Source organism: Flavobacterium beibuense F44-8 (assembly GCF_000769915.1).
Lineage (GTDB): Bacteria > Bacteroidota > Bacteroidia > Flavobacteriales > Flavobacteriaceae > Flavobacterium > Flavobacterium beibuense.
Window position 1 is genome coordinate 17,476 of record NZ_JRLV01000026.1, and the last position, 19,422, is coordinate 36,897.

Here is a 19,422-nt window from a genome sequence, read left to right on the forward strand (position 1 = left end):
TAGTTTTTCGTATTCTTTTCTACGACCTCGATACTTATCAGTATCTTTCTTAATTTCCTCTTTTTCATTTTCACTATCACTTTGCTCTTTTTGGTTGTTTTTTATTATAACAGTAATGTTTATTAAAGTTATTAATTATTCAATGCACAAATCTAAAGGTGGTGTGAGAGACGCAGTGGCGACTACTATGTCGTCACCCGTCTACTCGATTAGCTCCAGTTATTTATTATTTTGAATTTTCTTTTCAATTCGTGATATTATTCTCGGTTTGTTCTCGTTACCAATCATATTTAAACATTCTCGGTAAAGTTCAATTGCTCGTTCGTTTAAATTCCACGCACTAAATTGGTCAGCAATTTTCTCTATTGGTCTAAAATCTTCTTTATTGTATAAACTTAAAAAAAGTTCAAGTAGTTTGATAGAGTTTTCTGATTTCTCTAATTCGGAACTCTTAAAGTCAAATATGTAAATTAGATTTCTATTAAACTGTTCTTTTTTGTATTGATAATAGTCGGATGATTGTTTGCCATAAATTTTGGGCTCGATTTCTCCACTTAATAATTTTTCTAATGTTTTGTTAGCTTGGTTGATAAAATCAATAACCTTGTCGTATTTGTGATTGTTTATTAAGACTTTGAGCCAATCATTAAATTTTCCAATATGAATTGCAGAATCGATGTCGAATTCGTACTTTTTAAATTCTTTATCAACGACTTGTTCGTTATTTAATTTAATTTCAATATCGACTTTCAGTTCTTCGTAATCTTCTTTTCTCTTTAATTCTAATGCTTTATCAATTTCTTTTTGTGCATTCTCAAATTTTTGATTATCGAAGAAGTCAACTGCTCTTACAAAATGCTCTAAATCTTTCCCATAAGCGACAAAATCAGTTAGAGGAATTCCTTGCTCATTTAACGCTTTTATGAAATATGGTTTTTGTGTAATCCTTTTTCCTGTTTCGAGAGATATTTTGTGACTTGGTTTATCAAGTTTGGCATCATAAAATCCGAAATAACGTTCACTTCTTTTGATGGCTTTCCATCTACCATATTTTTCTTTTTTTGGTTTAAGTCCAATTTCGTACCATTCCGAGATTGGTTTTACTATGTCCACATATTTTAATATTTGTTTTGGAAGTTCTATGTAATTTCCTGTTTCTAAATAAACAGGAAGGTCTTTGATTTTTTCGAATTCTTTTTCTTTTTTCTTTTTACGTTCTTCTGGTGGCAAAAATTGTTCAGGATATTCGACTTGGTAGTATTCTCTAAATCCTTTATATTCTTTTCCAACCGTTTGTAAAATATCATCAAATTCTCCGTTGTCATTTACATTTTGTTGTCTAATACTTTCATATAATTTTGCATATGATAGATTAGCTAATTCTATATCTCCAGTTCTTAATCCTTGTTGGATTTTTTGATTGTGCCAATCAATTGCATTTATTCTGTCAGGAAATTTTATTTCCGATAATTTTGATTGAAAGTAAGAATTTGATTGAAATGAAGGTTTTTTCTTTGAAAGATTCTTTTTTTCTGGTTGGTTCTTTTGTTTGTTTTTTCCAATGTAGTAAATCACTACTAAAACAATTCCTATTATGATTATTACTTTCATTATGTTGGTTGGTCGTAATTGGTGCTAATGTGTTTGTATATGGTTTGTTGCGTGTTTTAAACACCTAATTTAGCAAATACAAACCGAATAGAAAATCCACGAGGATTTTCGTAATTAGGCAAGAACTAGCAATAAATTATATAACGGCTTGCAAATCGCATTTTATTCAGTGACTTGGATTATTAATTGGTCTTCAATAGGCTTGCTCAGGTTTTTTCCAAATATTTTAATTTTTACTATTTTTTCAGTTTTGTTTAATTTTGGATTTATTGCAATTCTTAAATCTACTTTTAGTGCATTCCCACTTATTTGATGTTTTAAATTTCCTAGGTTTTCTAGTATTAGATATTCCGTTTCATTTTCCATAACTTCTGGATAATTCATACTTTCCCAAGATGGCGGATTTAGTTCATATTTTAAAGATATAATGCTATTTGAATTATCTGGTTTAGAATAAATTTTGTCGGCAATATATAATCCTTCCTTTTCAATTTTAAGTTCAATCGAGGCGTCTTCTAGATATTCGGTATCATCATTTAAAATCGTAAAGTTAAACTTATGGGCTTTAACTTCGAAAAGATAATGTAAATCATCTTTTCGATAAGTTTCTGCTACGTTTTCTAAATTTCCTTCTAATGTTTTAATGCTTCTATTTTCATAAGGTGTTCCACCTAACATTGGAATGTCTTGGTCAAAAAATGGCACAAACATTCCTTCGTTTTTTTTTAATTTCTCTTTTTTTTCTAAAAGTATTTTTTTGATTTTTTCTGCTGCTTTACCTGATGGATAATCTCCGTTACTTAATACTTTGAGCGCAATTGACTTTTGATTTATTTCATCAAAATAGGTATGAATTTTACCTTTAAATTTCTTTTCAGTTATTTTCTTTTCGGTGTAAAAATCAAAGTCCTTTCTTGTTAATCTTGTTTGATGCGAACCTTTTCTAATAAAAGCCTCTCCAATTCTTAATTTACCAAAATCCTTTTTCATCATATATGGTCGGTCAATGGAATCAAAGATTTTAAATACTCCGAGAGTTTTATTTTGAAACTGATAAGAAACGTAAGAAAAGTTTAATTCTGGTTCAATATTATTGTGGACTAGTTGTTGGTAGGTGGCTTCGTCAATAAAATCTTCTGTGATACCTAAAATATCTCTATTTCCATTTCCTAATAACTTAACACCAACTATTATATATTTATCAGCATCTGTTTTAGCATTGGCCATAGACATTAAATCTTTCAGTAAATCTTGAAACTTAACTTTTTGATATTGAATTGCCTTAAAATCCAATTCAGTATTTTCATTTTCAAATTCTATTATGTCATCAAGGTTTTCTGTCATATGTTTGCCTACTGGTTATATACCATACCTATATTATATATCGTTTATCGGCTTCATGTTCCGGATAAACCAAATATAATATAATTTTATCCAAATTTTGATCTATATAGAATAGTAGCTTTTAAACCGTATCAGTTCAAATATACATAATTACATTTCACGGCACTCTGTTCCTTGCAATTTTTGAATTAGACATATTCCATCACAGCTTTTATGAAATCTATGTCTAGGTTATGTTGAAAACAATAAAAGTTTGGACCATTTTACAGAAAAATTCAACAAAACACCTAATGAAAATAAATCTTGAAGATTAGAGTATTACAGAATTAGGAATCACTTAGCCAGTAAACAGGTGTCCGCTAAACTTATTATACTTGTCATACTTCAAACATTTTTGACAGAAGGTTGCACTTTCTCGACACTTCATCAGAGGTTCATTTGCATTCATCCCCTTTATCCATACCTGACCAAACTCTTGGATTGGTCGTTTCCATAACGCTCAATACCTTGGCTCTTTACCAAAGCACCTTATGGTGGTTTGATGCTATCCCCTAGAGGACAACACCGGTGGGTCGAATCCACCATCTTATAAACAGTTGCGTAACGATTTTCAGCCGTTCGTTACTCTCGGCACTCGTGTGAGTAGTGGCAGATTGCGTGGCACTTCCCTGTCAAACCGCTACGTTGTTTGAGCGGGCTACAAACTTTAATATTTAGCACTTTGACTGCCATTACTTATACAAAATGTTAGCGGATGCATTTTTCTGTTGTCATAATTGGTTTGTATCAATTGTCAACTTAATTAGTTTCATACATTCCTGAATCGAAAATCCATAAATTATTTTTGTATTTTCTCTAATCTGACAGGCTAATGCAACAATACGTCCTTCTGAGTCAAGAATTGGAGCCCCACTACAACCACGATAGTCGTCTTTATCCTTAATGATTTCTGGGGCAAGAAACATATGGAAATATCCATTTGTCCTATGAAACTTTAATCCGTTTTTTAATGTCGGAGTCATTTTTAAATAGATGCCTTGATATTCAGGTCTAATTTTACCGTAAAAACTATACGTGTTATTTTTGTCTGGAACAGTAGCATAGTCAAGGTCTAACATTAGCTTGTCTCCTGCTTCTATTAGAAAATACTTAAAGTCCATTGCTGGCTGTTTTAATTCAAACTGTTCGGTCAGTTTAGCAAATGTCACATCAATAGGTTCTGCTTTATTCTCAATAAGATATTGAAAGTCTGTCAAGTCCATTCCGTCAGTTACTTTGAAAACATCATACCAAACAAGTCCGCCAATCGGTTTTAATGGAGTTGTATTTTTTTCAGGTTGAAGGTTAGTTTCAAGAAATGTTGTTAACCCATCCTCATTTGTCACATGTGAAACCGAGAGTAAAAGAGTATGTCCTAAATATTTTACAATGCAACCTGTTCCGAAACCTTCGGGCTTCATTTTACTCTTGTCTGCCTGATAGATTTGAATACTTGATTTTATTGCTAATTCATCTGATGTCATTGGAGTCGTTTTTTAATGTTGCCGCTAACGGCAATCTGTCTCAAAACTGCAAATTAAAGTTTAAATATAGATTAAAAAGTAAAGGCAGATAAAGAATAATCGTACAATAATAATCTACGCTTAAAAAAGGCTTGCAAAGCAGATATTTCCTTTTTCAAGACCAAAACACAGGTTTTAAAGCTTATTAAAGGCAGGGTATTAAGAATTTTTAAGTTAAACAACCTTCTCAAATTATAAGCAATGGCTATTAATCCAAAATCAGCCGAAGCAGCCTGCATGCCCCTTTTGGTCATGATATGGTCAAAGCTCCATTGCCGTTTTATAGTTCAAAAAGGATGCTCTACCAAAGCTTGTCGTTTTTTGTATAAAAGCGGATTTTTGTATACCCGTTGCGCATTATTCCGGATGTTCTGGGTAAATTCACTTCTCTGAATAACCTTTCCGTTTATTTTAGACGTAGTACATTGATTCCTGACAACAGGTCTTGCAAGCCTTGGTTTTGTATTGCTTGAAGCAATAATTTCTAGCTTTATACCAGGTTTGATTGGATATAAGATTATGTTCCTGAGGACATGTATAGCTATCCGATATATGGTCATAACTAAAGTTTCTGCATTATAATCAGGATTTGGAGCCTGGCTTGTTCGACCAATTTCAGGAATAGCCACCAGTGTAGCAATACCTAATTGATCAGATATACAAAATTCACTTCCTGTGTGGTATCCTTTGTCGTAAAGAGTGGTAAATTGATTACTTCGTAATATAGTCTTAGCCCGTCTGAGCATCATGCCCATGGCCTTTTTATCATTTTCATTGGTAACTCTATAATCTATAAGCAATTTATGTTTGGCATCCACTGTAGTCTGCGCTGTGTAGCTTACTTCTGTGATGGTGCCTTTTACTATTTGGTGTCTGCTGTCAGAATCCGCTGTGGAGATTTGGGGGGGGTTCAGAGGTTGTATTTTTATCCAACTCTAGGGCTATCCTTTCGTATTTTTTGCGCTGTGTTTTTCGGTGCTCTATCTCGGCTTTGATGTCGCCTTTGCGATCGACATCACTATTAGAAAGCGCTTGATTATGTTCTTCTAGTTTTTTGTCTATATAATCTAAATGTCTTTGTACTTTTTGCGATTATAGTTGTTCTTTTTACTGTTCTGTGCCCTAAGTTTGGTAGAATCACCAGCGATAAATTCACCACCTATCAGATTAAAGTTTTTGGCTATTTCTACACTATAACGGAATACGCTTTTAATGGCTTTATAATTGGTTTTTCTGAATCGGGCTATCGTATTATGGTCGGGCTTTAGTTTTTTAATAACCAAATGACTTCAAGGTTACGTTGACATTCCTTTTCTAATTGGCGGGAAGAGCGCATGAGGTTCATATAGCCATAAATATAAAGTTTCAATAAATCACCAGGATGATATGGTTGTCGACCTTGTGAGGATAAGGGCTCAAAACCCATGACCTCGAGATCTAGGGAATTAACAAATTGGTCTATTAAACGAACGGTATTGTTTAGCGGCACCATATCACCTAAACAGGTCGTGTATAAACTAAGTTGGGGCGATCATCGCCTTGAAGATATTCCTTACTCCAAGATAATAAAAGAATATTGAAATAGCATTAGGTTTTGAGACAGTCTGACGGTTTGTATAAGATGTCGTAACCATCCCGCAGGGTGGCTAAGCATTTTATACCTTGTATGCCGTTTTTTTTTTATTCATTTCGTTTTTAGGGTTGGCGAGAAAGTTCTTTGCAACCGCAGGAAAGAGGATTGCAATGTACTTGAACTTGCATTGGCTAAGCATTAATTTTTGAGCTTCCAGCCACCTCTCCAATCGCTTTCACTAAATGAGGATTTGATTTTAAACTCTCTAAATAGGGTGCTTTCAAGAAGCCCAATTGATCATCAGAATCATCCTCTATTACGTCATCAAAGGCATTTTCGACTGAGTAATCTATAATCTTTTCTTTATATTTTCTGTAGTGCTTCTCAACTTTAGTAAACCAACCAATTCGATTACTGCTAATTCTTTCAAAGTATCTTGATTTGATGTCAAATATTTTATCCCACGATTCAGTTTTATCATCTTTCAGGTTAAAATCTACTTTGATTTCCGATTTGGTGATTTTGCTTTTTAGACTATCCGTTGGTTCAATCAGTTTTTTAAGGGCTTTTTTATCCACATCAACAGTTACTTCAATACTTGGATGAGTTTTAGCAAAGGGATAATAAACAGGCTTGCCCTCCTTGAGCACATCCACTTCTCCTTTTTCGTCTGAATTACAAGTTGTACAGATTGGAACCAGATTGTTAAAGTTCGTGGAAGAGAAGGGGTAGTGTTTTTGTGGAAGATAATGGTCAAATGCTGATCGTCCTTTTGAATAAATTGTTTTTAGGTCTCCGAAACCACAGCAAGGACAATCAATGAAACCATTTTTTAAGTTCAATTCATCATAATAGGTTTTCTTTTCTCCATATGTATCTCGAATCACTTTCCAACCTAAAAACCTTGTGTATAATTCTTTGAAGAATGGTTTGACCACTTTAACTAAATCTTTATTTAAAGTGCTAATTGCTATTGGAGTAATTGTTCCATCACAGAGTTCTTTAATCTTATTATTATGAGCAAACGCTTTTTTAAAATCCCCTTTTTCCTGAGTTGTAAGTGATTTACAAACTTTGTAAATGGCCTTAACCTGTTCTTGAAACCAGAGTTGATCTTCGTACAAGGCCTTTAGTTCATCATTGAGTTTGCTTTTACATTGCTTGCTATCTGCCTTACACCATACTTCATTAACCAAATACTCAATCAAGTTATGAGCTTTGTAGATATCGTGCGGTATGGGCTTATAAACTTTAAGCATCAGTATCTTCTAATTCATTTAGTCGTGTGAACAATAGAATCTTCTCCATAGAATCTCCCAGATGATTTGTGCGCATTTTGTATTCCTGAACTTCTTTTGCAGATAACTTCTTTCTTTTCGAAATTTCCTTCTGGATGTCTTCTATTTCTTTTCTTGAAAGATCGCCAATAGTGTTTCGTCTTTTGAATATGTTTTCCATGATGATATCAACAGAAGTACCATAAGTTCTAAAGTTCATATCCCGGGCATTTATGGGTTGTTTTCCCTTTTCAAAAGCAATTACCTTATCAGGATAACAATCTGAAATAATGAAAGGCGAATGAGAAGTAATCAGAATATCGGTCATTAGGTTGTTGCTTTGTGAGTGATCTAAACTCCTCTTTAAGGTTCGGATAAATTTTGAACGCCAATCTGGGTTAAAATGTGTTTCAGGCTCATCCAATAATAGTAAAGCACTCTTATCTTTCAACATTAAACAAATTCCCAAAGTGTGCAAAAACTGTTGTTCTCCATCTGACAGGTTCTTCATGAGTAATGGAATGACCTCTTCTGAATCAGGATATTTTTTCTTGATATAGTAATCTAGAAAATAAAAGACTTTTTCTTGAGGTTCTGGATTTGGTACTTTCCCATCAGTGTAAAACCCTTTAGACTGATACACATCTGATTTAATCTCAGATTTCACAGTTCGATAGTTAAGAGTATAAAGAATTTGAAAAGCCTGAAATAATTTAAAAGGGTTGTTTGAAAAATTGGCTTTGAAAGCTTCTTTACTATCAGAGTTAATCCAAAAATCTAAGGTCAGTTTGCTTTTCTCTTTGTAACATGTTGTTGCACACCGTTTAAAAGCATCTATAACCTCTTTGTATTGTTCAAGAATTTCTTTGTTACCATGGGCGTGCAGGTTGAGATTCATTCTGAAACGAATAATATCTGCGATTCCTAATTCTTTGTGCAAAGGTTCTAGTACTTCTTTTTTCTGAAATAATAAATTAGCTAAGAGAACAGCCTGACTCATCTCATAATCCACGTATAGCAAGCTGCTTTCGGGCTCTTTATATTCTGCTTTCTTTTCTAAAGCAACTCTGTATTCGTCAAAATGAAGAAGACGAGTTTTTAAAAAAGGAATGCTTAAAATTTCATTTTCGCCCGAAGAATACCCTATTACCAAATCTGGCAAGTAGCGTTTCGCGGGTGCGGGTTTGGAAGCAAACTTTTCGACAACGACTGAAACGGGTATAGGCTCTTTGTCAAAAGGAAAGGGCTGATAAGTCATTACTGGAAGACCATCTTCCTTTTTACTTTTTTCTTTCTTGCTAATACAAACCTTGATTAAATTTTCAATTTTGTATTCCTTATCCTGACAGATATAGTAATCCAGTTCAAAGGCATTGGGTTTGCAGATTTCAGGTTTAAAATTGTCTTGAAAGTTTTCGGGTTGATTAACATTTGCACAACTCTCGATATGATAGAAAATATTAGCAAGAGCTTCTAAAACATTTGACTTACCACTTCCATTTAACCCTGCAAAACAAAAAGGGTGAAAATCCGACCAATCTATTTGATCAGAGATTTGTTCTTCATATGGTGCTCTGAATTGAAGTTTGAAGCCTTCTTTAATACTTCCATAATCTGAGTTGATATGTAATTTTAGAAGCTTCATTCTGCAACTTTGAGTTTTATTTCATTTTCATCCAATACCTGTTCAATGCTTCCATCTTCTAGCAATTCTCTTAACCTGTCCCAAGCAAGATCATAAGATTCAAACTTGTCAAATTGAGGCTTTTTGCAATTAACCCATTTCAACAAATACTTTAATCGGTTGCCTTGCTTCAAATCTTCTTTTGTGAACGTCATTAAAAGGGATTCAAATACTTCATCTTCGTTTATTTGACTCTCTTCACTAAATGCATTTTGCAGTGTTGCTTGAAATAAGATATTCAATAATTCAGAAGATTCAATTAGTCTTTTTTTATGTACATCAACCCTATTTGATAAATCATAAAATTCCGGTAGTAGCCCTTTGTTTTTATTCATATCAAAAAGAGGAATTTGCTTTAAATCGGAGATGTTTACCCCTCTTAATCCAACTCCTTTAGCAAGGTTGTTGTAATATGTTTTAAAATTAGGATCAGTTAAAAAATAATAATAGAATACTCTTTCTTCATCTGTTGAAAATGTTAAGGGAACAATTCCCCTTGCCACATTTGATTTTTTAAAGTCACTTGAAACCAAACTAATTGCATTGAGTCTTCCTCTAACAGAAATTAACAGCTCATTTCCTTTTAAAATTGTCCTTGAATATTGCTCGGATATTTCTTCGGATATTGACTTCAATCCTTTTTTAGATAACCATTTTTCCCCTAAATCAACTGGCCTTACAAAAGGCACGCCATTGAGAACTTCATCCCCAGATTTTACGACACCATAGGATATATTTCCAACCACTATCTTTTCCAGTGTCTTTACAGGGAAATTTTTATTGTTAAGTATAGGATCCCCAAACATCTCCAGGAAAACTGAACGAATGTATTTATCAAGCAACTGATTAGTTTCGACTCGCTTATCTATGAGTTCTTGAATTTTATTCAGACGTCCCACAATCTTTAATTGATCTTCAATGTTTTTAGGAAAAAAAACTTTCATCCGTTTTAAAAGCTTATTGTTTAACATTGGAATCGTAGCTCTATTAGCCTTGTTCTCCAAAATTCTTCGGTTTAAATTAAGCCAGTAGTACAGTAATTCAGGAAGGATTAATTTATTATTGACCAGTACTCCAGTCAACTGCTGATTTGAAGCTACAGGTTGCTCTACAAGACATAATTTGCCAATATGCTCTCCAATCGTTGATATAAGAATTGTTTCAGGCTTAAATAAAAAGCCTTTCTTGTCATCAATGGCTAGCTGTGAAATTTTTCTTTCAGAATTTTCAACGATCTTTTGCCCTCTCAAATCTGCCGGAGAAAGCCATTGAATGTCTCCATCAAAATATTCTGGATTGGAGGTTGGTGGAGTCTTACCAGTTTTAATCTCTAACGCTAGTTCATCTAAAGTATATTCAACAAACTCCATAACATTAAAATGTTCTTAATTCTTCAAGCCCTTGATTAATTTCTAATTCTAGTTCAGCAATCTTCCTTAAAATATTTTCTGAGGGTTCAAACTCTTGTGGTTCATAGACAAAGTCCTTGTATAAGTTGAAATTTAACTCAAACCCATTGTCCTTTATTTCTTCAAAAGGAATACTAAAATGAATCAACTTTCTATCTGATTGATTTTCTTGCGTTTTGCTTTTCCAATGGTCTATTACGTTGGGCAAAGGAGATTCTTTCAATCTCTTTCTGTTAGAATCTAAAGTGTAACCATCTGAATCCATTCCATAGAACCATACCTCTGTGTTTTGTGGTTTGTCAGAACCATTTTTCCATTTACGTTTTGTAAATAATAGGATAGATGTTTTAACCCCAGTGTAGGGTTGAAATACTCCACTTGGCATAGAGATTACACCATCTAAATTACAATCAGTCATTAGAATTTCACGCACCGCTTGGTGAGCTTTTCCTGAGCTGAACAAAACTCCCTCAGGAACAATGACAGCTGCTCGTCCCTCTTCTTCTAACATGTAAACCATCCTTTCTAAGAATAGTAACTCGGATTGAACAGTTTGCTTTTTGCGTTTAGTTTCTTCTTTGTCTTCATATACAGGAGGATAAATACGATCCAAATTTTCGCTTACTCCTGGACTATTAATTTTTCCTGTAAATGGAGGATTGGCCAAAATGTATTTAAACTGACCTTGCAAAGCTGGGTTAGCAATTGATTTTTTGTCGTTTAGATCTAAAGTCACGGATAGACGTTTGGCTTCCCATTTTTCATAAGCAGTAGATAGAGAATCTAAGTAAACGATATGAGGCTTTGAGATGCCATGCATCATTAAGTTCATAACTCCAATGCGAACCATCGTTCTATCTATATCAAAACCGTAAAAAGTCTCTTCTTCTAATTTCTTTCTTTGGTTTTTGGTTAATTTTGCTCCATCCGTTCCTTTCATCAAGCCATCATCATCTGGTTTAACAGATTTAGAATACTTAGTGATTAGGTACTGATAAGCTCCAACCAAAAAACCTCCCGAACCAGATGCTAAATCCAAAATTTTACCATCCAAATCTGGATCAAGTAATTCAGCCATCATATGAATGATATGCCGAGGGGTTCGGAATTGACCATTTTTTCCAGCCTCAGATGTGTGCTTTAAAAGATGTTCATAAACATCTCCTTGTATATCATGAAAGTGCTGATTCTTGTTTTTTATTTCATTATCGATATCCTCGTATATAGAATCGATAAATTCAATGGCATTCCTAAGCAAGTTTGGATTATCTATGTCAAATGAAGCGTTAGACATTGCTTTAGCAAAAGGTTCATCCTCCTTACTTAATTCAGTTTTGATGAACTGAAAGACATTTTTGACTCTACCGACTAATTCCTTGTCATTTTTAAGTTTGCTGTAATTACTCCATTTATAATTATCATCAACGGAAAAATTAAAATTTTCCAATCGTTTCATGAATAACAAATAGGAAATTTGCTCAATGGCTGCTATAGGATTTGAAAATCCAGATGACCAGAGACGATCCCATAAGTTTTGAACTTTATTTTGTATTTCTTTTGAAAGCATATTTACTTTTCTTTATTCGATATTATCAATTCTCGTACGTCAACGTTTAAAATGTCTGCTATTTCATTCAGGATTTCAAGCCTTGGTTGCTGCCTGTTTTGAACATAGCCGTTAACCATGTTGTAACTTTTACCGAGTCTTTCGGCTAACCAAGTTTGTTTAATCCCTTTCTCTTCGAGTACTTCCTTTATTCGGTTCATGTCCGTCTAAAATTATCTGTCCAAGATAATATTTTAATTTTCAACTATCTCGTTTTTCAATATAAAAACCGTTAGAATTATTATCGCCCTACGAGCGTAGGGAGATTTTAGTTCTTTTGGTTTTTTAGGGTTGGTAACGAGCATTGGCAAAAAACAAATGTACTAAAATGTGTGACTAGCTTTTTTTTAATGGCATACAACGTGATTGTGTCGAGTAGACAAGGTGAATTTCACCCCGAGCCTCTCACAGAACCTTTAAAAGCTTACGACTGTTTTTTCAAAAGGAAATTTCTTTAAGGTTAACATGAATTTGTTCTTTACCTTTTTTAAATTGTTTTACACAAATCAATACCAAAGTATAGCCCACTGCCTCTTATTTTTTATAATTAAGTTTTGTTTGTTTACTTGCTGGTGTTAATACTATATAATCAAAACGATACATATAATCTTTTAGAGACTCACTCTGAATTTTGTAATTCCATGATGATTTTTCAATACTTCTCAAATCAATTAATGTCCATTTGTTACTTTCAAAATCCACAACAGGATTAAAAATCTGTTCATCTTCCTTTTCTATATTTTCACTAATTGTCCCATCATTATTTAAATATGCAGAAGGAAATATTAAAATATGAACTGATTTACTATCATTAAAATTGGCAAGTTCCATTAAAAAATTCCCAATGTCATAAATATTATGATGACTTCTTCCTTTAGATGCGTGAACACCTCCTATTTTCATGAAAACTTTTGGCTGTTTTTCAGTTTTCAAAGCCCTATTATAATTACTTATAAAGTTATCTTGCATTACCTTTAACCTTTCATGAATACTTCCATATAAATCATTCTTTTCTCTTAAACTATATATTTCCCAAGACTTTTTTAAATCAGAGATTATTTTACTCGTTTCCTTGTCTTCTTTGTTCAACTTTTCAAAAAAACCATTAGTTATTTCTGAATTCAACAATGTTGTAAAAACTTTATATTTTTTATCATTCCTACCCTTTTTAGTTTCTGATATTATAAACTCTTTTGCTATTAGGTATACTGATTGTAATTTTGCTGACTTATTTGATAGTTGATATAATCTATCAATAAGAAAAACTTGAGATGTCAAATATTCTTGGTCTAATCCCCAAATTTCAAAATCATTTTTTAAAAAAGATTTTAGAAAAACCTCATCTTCTTCACCATCAAAAAAAGGAATAGGGATTTCCCCTACCAAATTATTGACCCTTGTATTAAAGTCATACAAGTTCTCATTATTTTTTATTAATTCTGTAATTATGTTCGCGCTGTTAGAACCAATTTCAGCAGCAAAATATTTAAATCCATTTTCAGATAATGCCGGAATGATTGAATTTGTAAACTCTGAAACTTTGGCTGAAAAGTGCTCTTCTCCTAAAATAACAAATTGAGAATTGCATATTTCCTTTTTTAATATATCAAACCCTTCCCCAAACGAATTACCTTCTTCGATTTTGAAATAGAAAGTATTATCCTTAATTAAATCAACATCTGTTTTCACCTGTGAAAATAGATTTGATATGAAAATTATTGGAATAAATAGCATCAATATCTTTTTTTTCATAGTTGTTTAATACGGATTTTAACTTATTTGAAAGTTCAAAACAAAATATATCCAATTTTTAAAGACAATCATTCAATCTAAATATGGATTATAAAAGATATAAAACCAACACGTTCTGATTTACAACATTCTGGACTTTATCAGTTTGATATTGGCTTTGGTTACACCATGATTTGCCGCTAAAACTTCCCACTGATTGAGCGCGTGTTTAGTCTGATGGATAACATTGTCAATTTTATCGCGCTTTAAATTAGCTTCTTTGCCCAATTTCATTAGATGCTCTACAGTAGGAGATTGCCCCTCTCCCATAACCATAGTACTTTGCTGGCCTCTCGGACCGGAAGAAAATGTTAAATCGTAAGCGGGAGAAAGTTTCCATCCGCCTTCAGCATCCATAAGAAATGAGAAATTCTTACTGTGATCATCACGATTGTGTGAAAGCACATTGAATACGGCAAGGCGATACATTTTTTCAACTTCACGTATATCTTTGGTTAAAACACCTGTCAGAGTTATTAAATCTTCATAATCCAATGACGGGATTCTAAAATCTGAATGTAAAAGTCCACTGGCCGTATGCATATGAAACCTTTGATTACCTACCCGATCAAAACGTTGTGTTGCAAAATATCCTGCACCTTTTGAGGCTTCAAACAAATTGACAGGCATCATTTCAACTCCAGCCTCTTTAGCCATAAGCGCATAGACATACTCAATAGCCCCCGCATCAACACCATCTGTACTGTTTGCGAATTTCACCATCCAATGTTCATAATTTCCTGGAAGATTATGTTTTCCTGAAATGATACGATCCTTAGTGCTATTTAAACCAATAAGCGCTTTGGGACGTGCTCCTGCAGACGACCCATTCAGATTGATAAGCTCCTGTAAAACTTCGTCCGCATCTCCATCTAATATTTCTTGCGTTTGTTGAGACAATAAATCCAGATTAACCTCTTCTTCTTGTGCATTAACATCACTATGATCGGGTTCATATACCAATGCACCAAGCCCGGACGTACCGACATGAGCCAAACGGTCCAGAGGTGTAAAATCTTCCGGTAATAAATTTTGACTTCTAAAGTATCTATCAAAAAGTAATCGACCCCAGCCATCTGGAAGGCTGTCATTAAAAACACCTGGCAAACCCTCAAAAGGATGGTAATCAAAAACCTGCAAACCCGACCCCAAGGGTAGTTTTAAAGGGGATATTTCCAAACCACGACTTATGAAATCCTGATCATACTCGAAATATATTCGATAATCTCTAAATGCCAAACGTCCCACGGGAATGATATCCTTATTAAAATCCAGCCCTACTTTTAATTCATTTATTGAAGTGTGCTTTTTCATTTGCGCCACCCTCTTTCGGGCTTTTTGTTTTCTTTGTTATTCAATACATCATCTATGGATGAAAAATTATTCCCTGAAGGTTTAGTTGCCTCTATAAACCTTTCTAAATTTCCCAACACCATAGCCAACTTAAAAAAAGATTCAAGTGAAATAGCACCTTTTTGCTCAAACTTACGCAATGAAGACAAACTAACACCTGAACGTTTAGACAACCCCTCTTGAGTAAAACCTTTTTCAAGACGTAAATCTCTCATATTTTCAGCTATTTTCTTTTGGGCCTTTGATGATGTAATAAGTGATACCATAATGATAATTATATGCAAATATAACAAATAACTACCGCAATAATGTTAATTAAAATTAAAAACAAATTATATTACATTGAAATTTCAATCCTACGTGTGAAGTCTAAATGTTTCTATTTTTAGGTATCTACAGCTCTTACTTTGACCTTTCGTGAGTTGTTTTAGTTATTTGATCTATTGGTAATTATTGTTGCTTTTCTATGCTCACCATAATCCACCCCAAGTGGTTCAGTGTAATCGCTTTTTACACATGAAAAACGATTACGAACCATGAAAATTATTTTTTTTGGTTCTTTTCATGAAAAATGATAACTTTTTAAAAGCAACAAAGGAACTTAATCTATATAATAGCTAAAAGTAATAACTTTCAGATAAATTAATATGAATAAAATTATCGCTATAAATAAACTATAGTTATTGTGAATTGCTTTCAGAATTGAAAAGCATAATAGTACAAACCAATGAATTACTATAAAGTAAATCCCTGTAAAGAATTAACACCCTTTATTCATTTTTATTGGGAATTAAAAGGAAAGGAACAGGGAAAACAATGGGAAAGGGTTTTTCCAGATGGCTGTACAGGAATAATCATGAACTTAGGTGATACATGCCTAACTGATAATGGATTTGTTTCAATGGAGTTTGGAAAAACTTACATCGTTGGTGCAATGACATCATTTAAAGATAGCTACATAGATACTGATACACATTTAATAGGCGTATGCCTAAAACCGGCTACTTTTGTAAATTTTTATAACTACGCCTCGCAGAATGAACTAAGTAACACTACTGTCGAATTCGAAAAAATCAATTCCTTCAATATCGACAAGACATTAAACAATCCCTTCACTTATTTTGATACTTTCTATTCACAAAGAATAAAAAACAAAACCATTCCACTACAATCCGTTATCCGAGACATACACTTATCAAAAGGTCAAATCAGTATTGACGTATTATCAAAACAACATTATACAACAGTAAGGCAATTGCAACGAAATTTTAAAAAATTTATAGGGCTCTCTCCAAAAGAATATTCAAACATTATTCGCTTTCAAAATGCTTTAAACTTAATCAAAACTCCAAATAAAAATAAAAGTTTATTAGATATCGCATTTGAATGCGGTTATTATGACCATTCGCATCTCACTAATGAAATTAAGCGAAATACGGGTCTCACACCATCAGAACTTTAAATTGTCGTATTTTTACAAAGTGAAGACAACTACGCTATAGTAATTTTGAAAATCATTAAAATATAAAATCAAATGCGTAAAACATCACTTTTTATAGCAATGAGTTTAGATGGCTACATTGCTAAACCAAACGATGATCTAAGTTTTCTCAAACTTGTTGAAAAAGAAGGGGAAGATTATGGCTATCGTGAATTCACTTCAAAAATTGATACTATAATTATCGGAAGAAAAACTTACGACTATGTTGTTAAAGAAATAGGAGATTCTCATTATGATAATGGAGAACGGGATGTTTATGTAATAACAAGAACTGAAAGACCTAAGTTAGGCAGAACAACGTTCTATCAAGGGAATCTACCCGATCTGATTAATCGTTTAAAATTGGAAGATGGTAAAAACATTTACTGTGACGGTGGTTCAGAAGTAATCAATGAATTATTGAAATACGACTTAATAGACGATCTTATAATTTCTGTTATACCCATTTTATTAGGATCCGGCACAAGACTTTTTAAAGATGGAAGACCCGAACAAACACTTGAATTTATAAAAGCAAAAACATTTGAAAAGGGATTAGCTCAACTCCATTATAGAAGGAATAAAAACTAGGGTAATTATATACCAGTTTACACTGGCTTAGTTAAAAAATTCCCTCCTAATTAGGAGGGTTAAATATTTGTTAATTTTAATCCTATTTATTCTTAGGGTTAAAATTTAAAGTTTTCAATATTTTCTTATCAAAATCTGACATAACATAAAAGTCATCTGCTCGTATTGATAGCTTAAATTCCTTTTTAAAATCCCTAGCTAAAGCAGACGTATTAGTCTTTAATATTGCCTCAGGAAATTCTTTAAAAATATCTGCTAATGGAAAATATGTTTCTCCCTTAATAACTGTATAATCTAATCCTTTTTCGATTAGCTGTTCTTTAGTATAACTTTCCATTACTGTATAAGTTCTTTATATTTAGTACGTACTCCAGAGTTTACTAATAACCAATTAAATTTATCTGAATCTGGTAAAAGTCTCATATTAAATCGGTAAACAAATTCATCTACATATAATTGTAAATGTTTTTTAGAGACTTTATTATATATCCCTATAAGTCCCCTTTTTAGTATTCCCCAAAATCCCTCGATAGAGTTAGAATGTATACCAGAATCAAATTTATTTACATATTCCTTCTTACCGTGATTAACTATTTTATGCCTGTACCTGTTACCTAGTCCATTATACCCTCTCCACTCATCACTTATTAACTTAGCACCTTCCTTAACATAGTGCCTTATAAGTGGTTGTATAGATTGTTTCTGAGTATTATTAACTACTGCACATACTAACTTGCCTCCTCGTTGTAGCATTCCTAAGACAGGTACTTTATCTTTAAAACTCCTACCTTGAGACAAAGGTACTTTTTTATCATGATGTCTTTTTTTATTTTTTCCACCTACAAAAGTTTCATCTACCTCTACAACTCCATCAAGTTCACTATCATTCTCTATACCAAAACAAGCTCTTATTCTCTGGAGCATAAACCAAGCAGACTTCTGCGTAATATCTAAGTCTCTACCTAGTTGCATAGATGATATACCTTTCTTATGAGCTGTAACCAGCCATACAGCTAAAAACCATTTCTGTAAAGGCATTTTAGTATTATCATACATTGTGCCTGTTTTAACATTAAAGTATTTCCCAGTGTTCTTACACTTATACTTATAGCCCTTACATTTATATACTGTAGACGTAGCATCAAAAGGGCTGATAGGATTATTACCCCATCTTATTAGTTCCAGATATTCCATACACTTATCCTCTGTAGAGAAAGTAGTAATTAAATCCAGAACCGATTTAATATTAGTACTAAACATATCAAGATTAATTTGTATAAGTAAAGATACTAATATTATTTTAGTGTAACAATCTTCTAGTTAAAAATTTTTGCAAATACTTAGAAATTAAATTACTTTTGTTTAAAAGGTAGAAGCACCTGCGCGGACTGAGCCGTACCTCTAAGCGTGGCTCGCTGTATAAGAGTGTATCTATACAGCCTACGAAGAATGGCAAGTGCCTACCTTTTACTATAAGACATTACGTACCATACATTTTTGCAACTGAGAATTACCACCTTTATAAGTAGAGCAAATTTGAATGTAGTACGCCGATACTGGCGTGGCTATATCATTGCTCTACAGGTTGTGGTAAACCTTCGGTTGCGTGGTATACGTCACGCCTTTTACTTTATATGTAACCGTAAATTACCGCAATATGAATGATTATTTGGAATTACTGATAGTTATTATAGCAGCTTGTGCTGTTTTAAGTGGTTTAGATTATTTATTTCAGAAAATAAAAAAGCATCTAGTTGAAAAACGCCCCAATGTCTACACTTTATTAAGCGCTAGAGTAGATAGGTTAGGAAATCTTATAGGAAATACAGCTGTGTATATTATTGCAATAGGATTCTTTTTAGTAATTTTAGGAGTAATAGTGGTAGTGCTGTATCTATTATATAATTATCTATTCTAACAAAGGTAAAAGAGAGGTTGATAAATATAACCCTAATATTGCGTTCATTCGATGCCTTCCTTAATTGAATGCTTTACAGAGGAAGTTCCCTGTAAAGACTCTACGTTCTACTAGGTTTCTATATGTAAGACCTCTCTTGTTTTATCTATTAAGTGTAAAGTGGTATATAGTTACCATAATTAATTTACAACAGTTAAAAATGTTAATTTTTCCACAAAATCAA

At 32.9% G+C, this 19,422-nt stretch carries 16 protein-coding genes and 1 pseudogene; 3 read left to right on the forward strand and 14 right to left on the reverse strand.

Features of this window, described 5'->3' with window-relative positions; translation table 11 throughout:
* Positions 1-219 precede the first annotated feature (219 nt).
* The 12 genes and pseudogenes from Q763_RS16170 to Q763_RS16225 form a co-directional block, all read right to left on the reverse strand.
* Positions 220-1,611, reverse strand: a complete 1,392-nt coding sequence (locus tag Q763_RS16170; protein ID WP_035136082.1) for a hypothetical protein — start codon at positions 1,609-1,611, stop codon at positions 220-222.
* Between the two features lie 162 nt (positions 1,612-1,773).
* The gene (locus tag Q763_RS17610) at positions 1,774-2,955 is read right to left on the reverse strand and encodes an AlbA family DNA-binding domain-containing protein (RefSeq protein WP_052123485.1); all 1,182 of its coding nucleotides are present in this window, start codon (positions 2,953-2,955) and stop codon (positions 1,774-1,776) included.
* A 770-nt stretch (positions 2,956-3,725) separates the two neighbouring features.
* Positions 3,726-4,478, reverse strand: coding sequence for a hypothetical protein (locus Q763_RS16180; protein ID WP_035136083.1), 753 nt, complete (start codon positions 4,476-4,478; stop codon positions 3,726-3,728).
* A gap of 71 nt (positions 4,479-4,549) precedes the next feature.
* A pseudogene (locus Q763_RS18120) lies at positions 4,550-6,092 on the reverse strand (IS1182 family transposase).
* A gap of 189 nt (positions 6,093-6,281) precedes the next feature.
* Positions 6,282-7,349 (reverse strand): hypothetical protein, encoded by a 1,068-nt coding sequence (locus Q763_RS16190; protein WP_035136084.1) that lies wholly within the window; start codon positions 7,347-7,349, stop codon positions 6,282-6,284.
* On the reverse strand, positions 7,342-9,012 hold the full coding sequence (locus Q763_RS16195; RefSeq protein ID WP_035136085.1) for a restriction system-associated AAA family ATPase: 1,671 nt from the start codon (positions 9,010-9,012) through the stop codon (positions 7,342-7,344). The genes Q763_RS16190 and Q763_RS16195 overlap by 8 nt, the downstream gene beginning before the upstream one ends.
* Positions 9,009-10,421, reverse strand: a complete 1,413-nt coding sequence (locus Q763_RS16200; protein WP_035136086.1) for a restriction endonuclease subunit S — start codon at positions 10,419-10,421, stop codon at positions 9,009-9,011. The genes Q763_RS16195 and Q763_RS16200 overlap by 4 nt, the downstream gene beginning before the upstream one ends.
* Before the next feature lie 4 nt (positions 10,422-10,425).
* Positions 10,426-12,027 (reverse strand): class I SAM-dependent DNA methyltransferase, encoded by a 1,602-nt coding sequence (locus tag Q763_RS16205; protein ID WP_035136087.1) that lies wholly within the window; start codon positions 12,025-12,027, stop codon positions 10,426-10,428.
* 2 nt (positions 12,028-12,029) lie between these two features.
* Entirely contained in the window at positions 12,030-12,227 is a 198-nt protein-coding gene (locus Q763_RS16210; RefSeq protein ID WP_035136088.1) for a helix-turn-helix domain-containing protein, read from the reverse strand.
* Positions 12,228-12,600: 373 nt separating this feature from the next.
* Positions 12,601-13,818, reverse strand: a complete 1,218-nt coding sequence (locus Q763_RS16215; RefSeq protein ID WP_035136089.1) for a hypothetical protein — start codon at positions 13,816-13,818, stop codon at positions 12,601-12,603.
* Between the two features lie 120 nt (positions 13,819-13,938).
* Positions 13,939-15,171 (reverse strand): type II toxin-antitoxin system HipA family toxin, encoded by a 1,233-nt coding sequence (locus Q763_RS16220; protein ID WP_035136111.1) that lies wholly within the window; start codon positions 15,169-15,171, stop codon positions 13,939-13,941.
* Complete coding sequence (locus Q763_RS16225) at positions 15,168-15,476, reverse strand: helix-turn-helix domain-containing protein (protein WP_035136090.1); 309 nt, start codon at positions 15,474-15,476, stop codon at positions 15,168-15,170. The genes Q763_RS16220 and Q763_RS16225 overlap by 4 nt, the downstream gene beginning before the upstream one ends.
* A 461-nt stretch (positions 15,477-15,937) precedes the next feature.
* On the opposite strand from Q763_RS16225, the gene Q763_RS16230 reads away from it, so the two are divergent.
* Both Q763_RS16230 and Q763_RS16235 read left to right on the forward strand, forming a co-directional pair.
* Positions 15,938-16,672: a DUF6597 domain-containing transcriptional factor gene (locus Q763_RS16230; protein WP_035136091.1), complete on the forward strand. Its 735-nt coding sequence runs from the start codon at positions 15,938-15,940 to the stop codon at positions 16,670-16,672.
* 72 nt (positions 16,673-16,744) lie between these two features.
* Positions 16,745-17,281, forward strand: a complete 537-nt coding sequence (locus tag Q763_RS16235; RefSeq protein ID WP_035136092.1) for a dihydrofolate reductase family protein — start codon at positions 16,745-16,747, stop codon at positions 17,279-17,281.
* An 82-nt stretch (positions 17,282-17,363) separates the two neighbouring features.
* Here Q763_RS16235 and Q763_RS16240 read toward each other — a convergent pair whose 3' ends face one another.
* Together Q763_RS16240 and Q763_RS16245 are read right to left on the reverse strand one after the other, a co-directional pair.
* On the reverse strand, positions 17,364-17,618 hold the full coding sequence (locus Q763_RS16240) for a hypothetical protein (RefSeq protein ID WP_035136093.1): 255 nt from the start codon (positions 17,616-17,618) through the stop codon (positions 17,364-17,366).
* Complete coding sequence (locus tag Q763_RS16245) at positions 17,618-18,541, reverse strand: IS1595 family transposase (RefSeq protein ID WP_035136094.1); 924 nt, start codon at positions 18,539-18,541, stop codon at positions 17,618-17,620. Before Q763_RS16245 ends, Q763_RS16240 begins: the two co-directional genes overlap by 1 nt.
* Positions 18,542-18,938: 397 nt before the next feature.
* On the opposite strand from Q763_RS16245, the gene Q763_RS16250 reads away from it, so the two are divergent.
* Entirely contained in the window at positions 18,939-19,199 is a 261-nt protein-coding gene (locus Q763_RS16250) for a hypothetical protein (RefSeq protein WP_035136095.1), read from the forward strand.
* Positions 19,200-19,422 lie beyond the last annotated feature (223 nt).

Bases quoted from the DNA above. Each gene is read 5' to 3' on its own strand.
- Q763_RS16170 (WP_035136082.1), bottom strand. From the start codon at position 1,611: ATGAAAGTAATAATCATAATAGGAATTGTTTTAGTAGTGATTTACTAC.
- Q763_RS17610 (WP_052123485.1), bottom strand. From the start codon at position 2,955: ATGACAGAAAACCTTGATGACATAATAGAATTTGAAAATGAAAATACT.
- Q763_RS16180 (WP_035136083.1), bottom strand. From the start codon at position 4,478: ATGACATCAGATGAATTAGCAATAAAATCAAGTATTCAAATCTATCAG.
- Q763_RS16190 (WP_035136084.1), bottom strand. From the start codon at position 7,349: ATGCTTAAAGTTTATAAGCCCATACCGCACGATATCTACAAAGCTCAT.
- Q763_RS16195 (WP_035136085.1), bottom strand. From the start codon at position 9,012: ATGAAGCTTCTAAAATTACATATCAACTCAGATTATGGAAGTATTAAA.
- Q763_RS16200 (WP_035136086.1), bottom strand. From the start codon at position 10,421: ATGGAGTTTGTTGAATATACTTTAGATGAACTAGCGTTAGAGATTAAA.
- Q763_RS16205 (WP_035136087.1), bottom strand. From the start codon at position 12,027: ATGCTTTCAAAAGAAATACAAAATAAAGTTCAAAACTTATGGGATCGT.
- Q763_RS16210 (WP_035136088.1), bottom strand. From the start codon at position 12,227: ATGAACCGAATAAAGGAAGTACTCGAAGAGAAAGGGATTAAACAAACT.
- Q763_RS16215 (WP_035136089.1), bottom strand. From the start codon at position 13,818: ATGAAAAAAAAGATATTGATGCTATTTATTCCAATAATTTTCATATCA.
- Q763_RS16220 (WP_035136111.1), bottom strand. From the start codon at position 15,171: ATGAAAAAGCACACTTCAATAAATGAATTAAAAGTAGGGCTGGATTTT.
- Q763_RS16225 (WP_035136090.1), bottom strand. From the start codon at position 15,476: ATGGTATCACTTATTACATCATCAAAGGCCCAAAAGAAAATAGCTGAA.
- Q763_RS16230 (WP_035136091.1), top strand. From the start codon at position 15,938: ATGAATTACTATAAAGTAAATCCCTGTAAAGAATTAACACCCTTTATT.
- Q763_RS16235 (WP_035136092.1), top strand. From the start codon at position 16,745: ATGCGTAAAACATCACTTTTTATAGCAATGAGTTTAGATGGCTACATT.
- Q763_RS16240 (WP_035136093.1), bottom strand. From the start codon at position 17,618: ATGGAAAGTTATACTAAAGAACAGCTAATCGAAAAAGGATTAGATTAT.
- Q763_RS16245 (WP_035136094.1), bottom strand. From the start codon at position 18,541: ATGTTTAGTACTAATATTAAATCGGTTCTGGATTTAATTACTACTTTC.
- Q763_RS16250 (WP_035136095.1), top strand. From the start codon at position 18,939: ATGAATGATTATTTGGAATTACTGATAGTTATTATAGCAGCTTGTGCT.